The 8,900-nt window shown below is 51.7% G+C and carries 9 protein-coding genes; 7 read left to right on the forward strand and 2 right to left on the reverse strand.

What is annotated here, in order from left to right:
• The 7 genes from ACYC56_RS09655 to rlmH form a co-directional block, all read left to right on the forward strand.
• On the forward strand, positions 1–741 hold a 741-nt coding region (locus ACYC56_RS09655), incomplete at its 5' end, for a glutamate--tRNA ligase family protein (protein WP_461373970.1).
• A 20-nt stretch (positions 742–761) separates the two neighbouring features.
• Positions 762–2,264: a cysteine--tRNA ligase gene (cysS, locus tag ACYC56_RS09660; RefSeq protein ID WP_461373971.1), complete on the forward strand. Its 1,503-nt coding sequence runs from the start codon at positions 762–764 to the stop codon at positions 2,262–2,264.
• Positions 2,265–2,286: 22 nt separating this feature from the next.
• A complete protein-coding gene (gene rlmB / locus ACYC56_RS09665; protein WP_461373972.1) occupies positions 2,287–3,030 on the forward strand; it encodes a 23S rRNA (guanosine(2251)-2'-O)-methyltransferase RlmB in 744 nt (247 codons plus the stop codon).
• Positions 3,031–3,140: 110 nt separating this feature from the next.
• The gene (locus ACYC56_RS09670) at positions 3,141–3,647 is read left to right on the forward strand and encodes an NYN domain-containing protein (RefSeq protein WP_461373978.1); all 507 of its coding nucleotides are present in this window, start codon (positions 3,141–3,143) and stop codon (positions 3,645–3,647) included.
• Between the two features lie 145 nt (positions 3,648–3,792).
• Positions 3,793–4,455, forward strand: a complete 663-nt coding sequence (gene sigH, locus ACYC56_RS09675) for an RNA polymerase sporulation sigma factor SigH (RefSeq protein WP_461373973.1) — start codon at positions 3,793–3,795, stop codon at positions 4,453–4,455.
• An 89-nt stretch (positions 4,456–4,544) separates the two neighbouring features.
• The gene (locus tag ACYC56_RS09680; RefSeq protein WP_461373974.1) at positions 4,545–5,711 is read left to right on the forward strand and encodes a S1C family serine protease; all 1,167 of its coding nucleotides are present in this window, start codon (positions 4,545–4,547) and stop codon (positions 5,709–5,711) included.
• An 11-nt stretch (positions 5,712–5,722) separates the two neighbouring features.
• On the forward strand, positions 5,723–6,196 hold the full coding sequence (rlmH, locus tag ACYC56_RS09685) for a 23S rRNA (pseudouridine(1915)-N(3))-methyltransferase RlmH (protein WP_461373975.1): 474 nt from the start codon (positions 5,723–5,725) through the stop codon (positions 6,194–6,196).
• Between the two features lie 190 nt (positions 6,197–6,386).
• Here rlmH and ACYC56_RS09690 read toward each other — a convergent pair whose 3' ends face one another.
• Together ACYC56_RS09690 and argS are read right to left on the reverse strand one after the other, a co-directional pair.
• Entirely contained in the window at positions 6,387–6,815 is a 429-nt protein-coding gene (locus tag ACYC56_RS09690; protein ID WP_461373976.1) for a BlaI/MecI/CopY family transcriptional regulator, read from the reverse strand.
• 219 nt (positions 6,816–7,034) lie between these two features.
• The gene (gene argS, locus ACYC56_RS09695) at positions 7,035–8,696 is read right to left on the reverse strand and encodes an arginine--tRNA ligase (RefSeq protein WP_461373977.1); all 1,662 of its coding nucleotides are present in this window, start codon (positions 8,694–8,696) and stop codon (positions 7,035–7,037) included.
• Positions 8,697–8,900: the final 204 nt, after the last annotated feature.

Raw genomic sequence — 8,900 nt, forward strand, 5'->3', positions numbered from 1 at the left:
CCGGATGGCGGGAAACTCAGCAAGCGTCATGGGGCTACCGCTGTCGGCGATTACCGGTCGAAAGGGTATCTGCCCGAATCGATCAACAACTATCTGGCGCTTTTAAGCTGGGCTCCGGAGGATACGCGCGAGGTGTTTGAACTCGATGAACTTGCGGACGCATTTGAAATCGAGAAGATATCTAAAAGCCCGGCGATTTTTGATATCGGTAAGCTTAACTGGCTCAATGGGCAGCACATCCGCTCGGCGGATTTAGAACGCCTTACCAACCTCTGTATCCCGTATTTAAAGGAAGCGGGTTTAATCCCGCAGGGCGAGGTCTCGAAACACGAGTTCGAGTATCTGCTTAAAGTCGTAGAGGCGGTACGGGGAAACTTGACCGTTCTATCGGAGATCCCTGCGTATGCTAAAATATTTTTAGGCGAGTATGAACTGCAGCCCGAGGCGCTTGAGTGGCTTAGAAAGCCGAATGTACCAGAGGTATTAACGGCTCTGCTGGAACTTCTTCGCAGCCACGGGGAACTTGATATGGAAAGCGGCCGCGAGGTGGTGAATGCCGTGCGAGATAAGTTCAAGCCGCTCGGCGTTACCGGAAAAGACCTGTTTATGCCGATACGAGTAGGGCTCACCGGCGCCGCCAAGGGCCCCGAGCTGCCGTATGTCCTGAATATTCTCGACAAAGAGCAGGCGCAACGTCGCGTTGAAGCGGCCATCCAGGCAGCGATCCAAGCGGCTAGCTAATTTGAGGTGGTGTTGTTTTAATGTCCCTAAAAGTCTACAACACGATGAGTAGGAAAAAGGAAGAGTTTATCCCCCGCGATGGGGGTAAAGTGGGCATGTATGTCTGCGGTCCGACGGTGTATAACTACATCCATATAGGGAACGGTCGCACCTACCTGTCCTTCGATATCATTTACCGCTACTTGAAATATAAAGGCTATGATGTCACTTACGTGCGTAACCTTACCGACGTCGATGACAAGATCATCAATAAGGCCAAGGAAGAAGGGGTTGCCCCAAGCGAAGTCGCCGAGCGTTACTCGGAGGCGTTTGCAGAGGATACCGCGAATATGGGGCTTGCCCGTCCAACGATTATTCCAAAGGCAACCGAGCATATCAAGGAAATGATCGAGATTATCGAGGGCCTGATCGAGAAAGGGCTCGCGTATGTCATCGATGGGGATGTCTATTACGAGATCGCCAAGTTTCCCGAGTACGGCAAGCTCGCGCACCGCGATCTTGAAGACATGCGGGCCGGGGAGCGCGTTGAGGTCGACCCGAGAAAACACCACCCGATGGACTTTGCAGTCTGGAAATCCGCCAAGCCGGGGGAGCCGTCCTGGGACAGTCCCTGGGGAAAGGGGAGGCCGGGCTGGCATATCGAGTGCTCCGCGATGTCGCTGAAGTATCTGGGCGTTACGTTTGATATCCATGGTGGCGGACGTGATTTGATCTTCCCGCATCACGAGAACGAAGTCGCCCAGACCGAGGGTTTTACGGGTAAAGACTTCGTCAAGTACTGGTTGCACGGCGGTATGGTCAATATCGGTGACGAGAAGATGGCGAAATCCCTGGGAAATATCATCCTGGTCAGGGATTTACTGAAAGAATACGACCGGAATGTGCTGCGCTTGCTTGCGCTGGGCACGCAGTACAGGAGCCCGATTAATTTTGGCACGGATAAACTCAAAGAGGCCGAAGCCGCATACGAGAGGTTTTTGAACGTGCGAAGGAGAATCGGGGATGCCCTGGGCGCAATGACGGTTACCAGAGTGCCCGAAAAGGTCGAGCAGGCCGACCGGCTCGAGGGGGCGATTGCCGAAGCCAAGAAAAAATTTATTGAGTCCATGGATGATGACTTCAATACGGCGGCGGCGCTCGCTGCGATGTTTGACCTGGTAAAGGAGACGAACACGTTTATCGAAGCCTACGGCGAGATGAGCATGCATGCCCAGGATATCTTGAAAAAAGCCGATGCGATGCTGCTTGAACTCTCCGGTGCGCTGGGCCTGGCCCTTGCACTCCCGGGGGCCGAAGAGGTGGGCGAGAAGCTGCCCGACGCGATTTTCGACCTTGCCGGTGATGTCTTGGGATCAACCGATAGCAAGGGTAAAGTCGAGCTGGTCGATGAGATACTGGAGCGCAGAAACACCGCCAGAAAAGAGAAGGACTTCGCTACAGCGGACAAGATACGAAATGGCCTTACCCAGATGGGCATCGAGATCGAAGATACGCCGCTTGGCTCGAGATGGAAACTTAAATAGAGTCTAGAAAGTGGGTCTGGGAATGGAGACTGTTGAGGGCCGGCGGGCGGTATACGAGTTACTTAAAAGCCGCGGCAGGATCACCAAATTATATATGGCGGCGCAAACAAAACCATCAGATATCATTGAAAAAATCGAAGCCCTGGCTAATAAACAGGGCATTCGTATTGAGAGGGTGGATAAACAGAGGCTGGACGAACTCTCCCATTCAAGGGCTCACCAGGGTGTTATCGCGGCCGTCGAGTCGTACAGGTATGCATCGTTTGCCGAGCTTGCAGAGGGTTTGGACATCTCGCAGAATCCCGTCGTCGTACTCCTGGACGGGATAACCGACCCACAAAACTTCGGCGCGCTCCTGCGCTCGGCCGACGCATCCGGGGTGGCCGGCGTAATCGTCGCCAAACGGAGGGTTTCCCCGGTAACGGCGGCCGTACATAAGGCCTCGGCGGGCGCCACGGCTTATGTAAAAATCGCACAGGTCAGTAATCTCGTTTACACCATCGAAGAACTCAAGGAAATGGGGTTTTGGGTCGTGGGAGCAAGCGAAACAGCCAGCGAATTATATTTCGAACTCGACCTCAACCGCCCGATCGCAATCGTTTTGGGCAGCGAGGGTGCCGGCATCTCGCGCCTGATATCCGAAAAATGCGACTATCTGGCCGCCATCCCCATGCGGGGCCATGTCTCGTCGCTTAACGTAAGCGTTGCGGGGGCGCTCATGATGTTTGAGGCGTTAAGGCAGCGATTGGTTAAAAGCAGCGAATAGCGAAGAGCGATTAGCGATTGGGTGTGGGTCGAGAGAGTGGGTTTTTCCCTAATCGCCAATCGCCCCTCGCCAATCGCCCCTCGCTAATCGCTGAACTTAAAGGTTTGGAAATGCAAAGACTCTTGATCGTGGATGGCTACAATCTAATATATGTGACGGATAGGTACAGGAAGTGGCGTGATAACGATTTGGAGATGGCGCGCATTAAGCTCATCGAGGATTTAGCGACGCTTCAGATGTTTGCCGATTATAAGATCATGCTTGTCTTCGATGCGGCCAAGACGGGAGCTAAGGGAAGTCACCACGCGAATATCCTTGGTATCGACGTATGGTTTACGCGATCGGGGGAAACCGCGGATCAGATGATCGAGCGCTTCGTTTTTAAGGGCGGCTATGAGGGCGATATCGTTGTCGCCACGTCGGATTACAGCCAGCAGAAGGTTATTTTTAAGCCCGGGGTTTTGCGAAAAAGCTCTCGCGAACTCGTGAATGACCTCGAAGCAACCGAGAAAGAACTGAAAACAACACAAAAAAAAGGCGGTAGATTTCGGCTCGAAGAGCGCCTCGACAGCGCGTTGCGCCAAGCGCTCGAGCGTATCGCCGGCTTCCCCGAATAGCTATTATATTCTTGACGGATACCGATGCGACGAGTATAATTTTAAAGCGTTCTCCCACTTGGCCATTGGTGGCCAGCCACAGTAGCAGGGGCAAAAGGGATGAGCCTACTATAACCGTAACAACTTAGTCGAAGGAGCGTTGGTAGTGCAAATCCAGGCAGACATTTCGTATTTTAATGCTCAAGCTCTTCTTCAAACGCTTACTGATGCACAGCTAGTTATCGCTGCTCGAGAGGGCAATGACTCCGCTCTTGAATTTCTCCTGGATAAATACAAGAATTTTGTGCGGTTAAAAGCACGTGCCTATTTCTTGATAGGTGCTGACTGGGACGACCTCGTCCAGGAGGGAATGATCGGCCTCTATAAGGCGATCAGGGACTATCAGCAAGACAAGCAGTCTTCGTTTCGGGCGTTCGCCGAGCTGTGCATAACACGGCAGATTATCACCGCGATAAAGACGGCGACGCGGCAGAAGCATCTACCGCTCAACTCCTACGTATCGCTTAATCGGCCGGTCTATTTTGAAGATGAATCCGACCGCATGCTCATGGACCTGCTTTCAGGAGCGGAGATCGCCGATCCGGTCGAACTGGTTATCAGCGGCGAAGAAATGCAAAGCATGCAAACGAGTTTCGGTGAGATTCTAAGCGACCTCGAGGCTCAGGTTCTGAAACTCTACATCGACGGAAAGTCGTATCAGGAAATAGCGAACGAGCTTGAAAGACACGTGAAATCGATAGACAATGCCCTTCAAAGAGTAAAACGCAAAGTCGAGCTTCACTTGAGGAGAAGGCAAGCGATAGTCTAGTAAAGCGACTCAAAGTAATGCTGTACTATCCCGCTGTTTGTTTTATAAGATAGAAAGGGAACAAACAGGTAACAAGAAAGGATAGTACCTTGGAAGAGAAACATACCCGTGAAGAGAACGGGTTCTCCGAGACCGGGCGACCGGGTCTGTCGTTAATTATCGCTGTTGCGTTTTCCGCGGCGTTGTTTGGCGGGCTTATCGCCACGTATGCCGTTCCCTATCTTTATGGAAGCACACCCGGTGATGTCTATAGCGGGCACGGCTCGTACCCGGTCACCAATTCCAAGGAAATCATCAACGTTGCCAAGGGTTCGATAAGTCCGGTGGCTGCAGTTGCTAAAAAGCTGCAACCCTCCATCGTCAACATCAACATAAAGCAGACGCTAAAGGATATGGCCCACCCCGATGTCGTAAGCGGTGCCGGCTCCGGGGTGATATTTAACTCCGACGGCTATATTATTACCAACGCGCATGTGGTGTCCGATGCAAAGGATATCTTCGTCACCATCGGCACAGAAGAACTTAAAGGCAAGCTGGTTGCAGCTGATAAGGATTCAGATCTGGCGGTGGTCAAAGTGAACAGGACCGGTCTACCGGCAGCTGAATTTGGCTCGACTAAGAATCTGCAGGTGGGCGATCTAGCAGTTGCTATCGGTAGCCCGTTTGGGTTTGAGCACACGGTGACCTCAGGCATCGTCAGTGCGCTTAACCGTACCCTCAGCCTGCCAGACGAGAATTCACAGCAGATCAACACTTACACGAATCTTATCCAGACAGACGCGCCGATAAATCCGGGAAACAGCGGCGGTGCGCTCAGCGATTCGCAGGGCCGCGTAATCGGAATCAATACCCTGATCGTTTCGAGTACGGGTGTTACTGAAGGTATCGGCTTTGCCATCCCCGTTGAGACGGCGGTAACGGTTGCCAGGCAACTAATAGACAAAGGTAAGGCAAGCCACCCTTATATGGGCATTCAAGGCCAGAACGCCAACAATACCCTTCCTGTCGATAACACCTACGGTGTGGCAAAAGGCGCCATTGTGACGGATGTCGTGAAAAGAAGCCCCGCAGACAAAGCCGGACTGCGCGAGAAAGACATCATAGTGGCCGCCGATGGCAAACCGGTCGATACGATGGACGACCTGATCGCACAGATCCGGCAGAAAAAGGTCGGCGATACCTTGTACCTTACGTTCTTGCGAAACGGTAAACAAAAAACCGTAAGCGTCATCCTCGTTGAAAAACCGAAGCGCTAGCGGGGATTTACGTGCAAATCCAGGTCGTCGCGGTTGGAAAACTTAAAGAAGACTACCTCAAGCGGGGCGTCGATGATTATCTAAAGCGTCTTTTAAGGTATGTAAAAGTCACCATTCAAGAGGTCGCAGAAGAAGATATTAATACCAAACCCGGGGCCGAGGTCAAGGCCAAAGAAGCGCTGAAGCTTCAAAAGCTGCTTCAGCCGCGTGAATCACGATATGTGATCGCGCTGGATATGCGGGGAGCCGAGCTTTCGTCGGAGGAGCTTGCGCAGAAATTGGAATCCTTGATGGTCGCTGGAAAGAGTAACATCTCTTTTGTAATCGGGGGAGCGCTGGGGCTCGATGATTCGCTGCTTGAGAAGGCCGACCTTCGCCTCTCGCTTTCAAAACTCACTTTTACGCACCAGGTAGCCAGGTTCATCATCCTCGAGCAAATCTATAGGTCATTCAAGATCATCAAGGGCGAGCCATACCACTACTAATCGTAGAACTATCCACTTATAGACCAACCCACTGCATATCTATTTCGTCGATGGCGTGGGATTAACGGCTCAAATGCCCGGGGTATTTGTGATCAATTAACGCTGGCCCAACAACAATAAAAAGAAAAGTAAATGCGCCACAACCATGGTTGTGGCGCATATCTTTTACGGAATCCTATTGAACATCCTGCTAGCTATTTACAAGCTCGCCGTCTTTTAACTTGAGGGTTTCCTTGATCCTATCGATATCACCCGCGGCCAATCCGGTCTTGCTAAGCAAGAACAGGATGGCTGGGGCAGGGTTGCCGCCCAGGACTTTATCGACTACGTTGTTGATCATAGTGTTCGCCATTTCCTCCTGATTTACGTTTGGCGTGTAAATGTAGGCGGTACCGCTCCTATCCTGTTTTAAAACGCTCTTATTGGCGAGGCGGCTCATTACGGTCATTATAGTCGTGTAAGCAAGTCTTTTATCGGGATAAAGCTCCTCAAAGACGTCTTTCACCGATGCGCTACCGGTTTTCCAGACGACGCTCATGATATCTGCTTCCAGCTCTCCTAAGCCCGAACCTACGCCGACCCGATTTTTCCTTACGCGCCCGGTTGTCTTCTTTGCCATGTACTACCTCCTAGTCTCCCTAGTGCTCTCGTTAATTTGTATATGCTTCATGCCCCTAATGAAACGCTAGTCTAGTATAAACCACTATATATGTACATATATCATTTAATTATATGACAGGTAATTACAGTAGTTTGGATACGTATTTATTAGTCCTTACTCAGCTTACTTACCGTCAGTTTTAAAGTCAACTCACCCAAAAGGCGTAATACTAGTATGTTACATCCGCTCGGGGGCGGCTACGCCCAGCATGCTAAGCACGTTTCGCAAGACGGTCTTTGTGGCTTCACAGAGCGACATTCTTGCGGTTGAGAGTTCCATATCCTCACCGACCACCCGGCACTTCGTATAGAAGAAGTGGAATGCGGCGGCCAGCTCTTGGGAATAGACCGTTAGTGGATGAAGTGCTCTTTGACGGGCGGCACGCTCGAGAACCTCGGGCCATCCGGCGAGTTTCCGTATAAGGTCAAGCTCTGGTTCTGTTTCAAGCAAGGAATATTTTACGTCCCCGTGAAGGCTAACCCCTTCGGCCTCGGCAAATCGCACGATGCTCGATATCCTCGCGTGCGCGTATTGCACGTAGTACACCGGGTTCTCGTTGGATTGTTCCTTCGCTAACGCTATATCGAAATCAAGCTGGCTATCGGTGCTTCTCATGAGGAAGAAGAAGCGTACCGCATCCTTGCCGACCTCTTCGAGTAGTTCATCCAGTGTGACCATCTCACCGGTTCGCTTCGACATCCTGACCGGCTCACCACCCCGCAAGAGATTGACGAGCTGCCCGATAATGATCTCAAGTCTCTCTGAGGGATAACCCAGCGCCTGTACGGCGGCCTTCATCCTTCCGATGTAACCATGATGATCGGCGCCCCAGATATTGATTATCTTGTCGAAGCCGCGCTCAAGCTTGTTCTTGTGGTAGGCGATATCTGCGGCAAAGTAGGTGGGCTCGCCGTTTGCGCGAATCAGCACGCGGTCTTTGTCCTCGCCGAATTCGGTCGCTTTGAACCAGACCGCGCCTTCTGAATCGTATACATAGCCGCGCTCTCTCAGCTCTTCGATGGTCTTTGAGACAGTCGAGAGTTCATGAAGTGCACGCTCGCTGAACCAGAAATCAAACACAACGCCCATATTGGCGAGGGTATGCTTAAGGTGATCGAGAACCTGCAGGTATGCTCGTTCTTTAAAGATGGCCTCTCTACCCTGCTCTGAAATGCTCATATACTTATCGTTATCCTCGGCGATGATCTCGCGCGCGATATCCTTAATGTATTCACCCTGGTAGCCGTCCTCCGGGAAGGGGACATCCTGGCCCAGGAGCTGGGCGTATCGTACTGCGACGGATTTCGCGAAGATGTTCATCTGGTTGCCTTGGTCGTTGATGTAGAATTCACGTTGCACGTCATAGCCGTTGGCGGAGAGCACGTTGGCCAGCGTATCGCCGACCGCAGCCCACCTGCCGTGCCCGACATGCATCGGCCCGACCGGGTTGGCGCTTACGAACTCGACCTGGACTTTTTGGCCTGAGCCGATAGTCGAATGGCCGTATTTCTCACCCTGCTCGCGAATCTGGGAGAGGACGTCGTAGAGCCACCGGTTGCTTAAGTAGAAGTTTATGAATCCGGGGCCCGCGATCTCTATCTTATCGAAATAAGTAACAGTATCGCCGAGGGAATCGACGACGATTTGCGCTACAGCACGCGGCGGCATCTTGACAATACCTGCCAACACCAGAGCGGCATTGGTCGCCCAATCGCCGTGTGCCTTTTCTTTTGGGTGCTCGAGCACTACGTGAGGGATTTCTTGCAATGGTAGTTTTCCCTCTGCCTTAGCTGTCTCTATTGCCTGTTGTACTAATTGCTCTAGCTTGTCTTTTATCATTTCAGATCTGGTTGCTCCTATTTATTTTAGTAAATATTGTTCACAAAGTATAAATTATACCAGTTTTTGTGGGGGAAGCTAAGCTTAGAGGATTTTTGGATGGAGGATAAAAAGGATTGGATGTGTGCCGCCCACATTAGGACGGACTATGCTCTATGGTGGGGGCGGGCGATGGCAGAAGGCAGCAAGAGTGTGCTAAGAACG

It is taken from the genome of Candidatus Aquicultor sp., assembly GCF_054640775.1.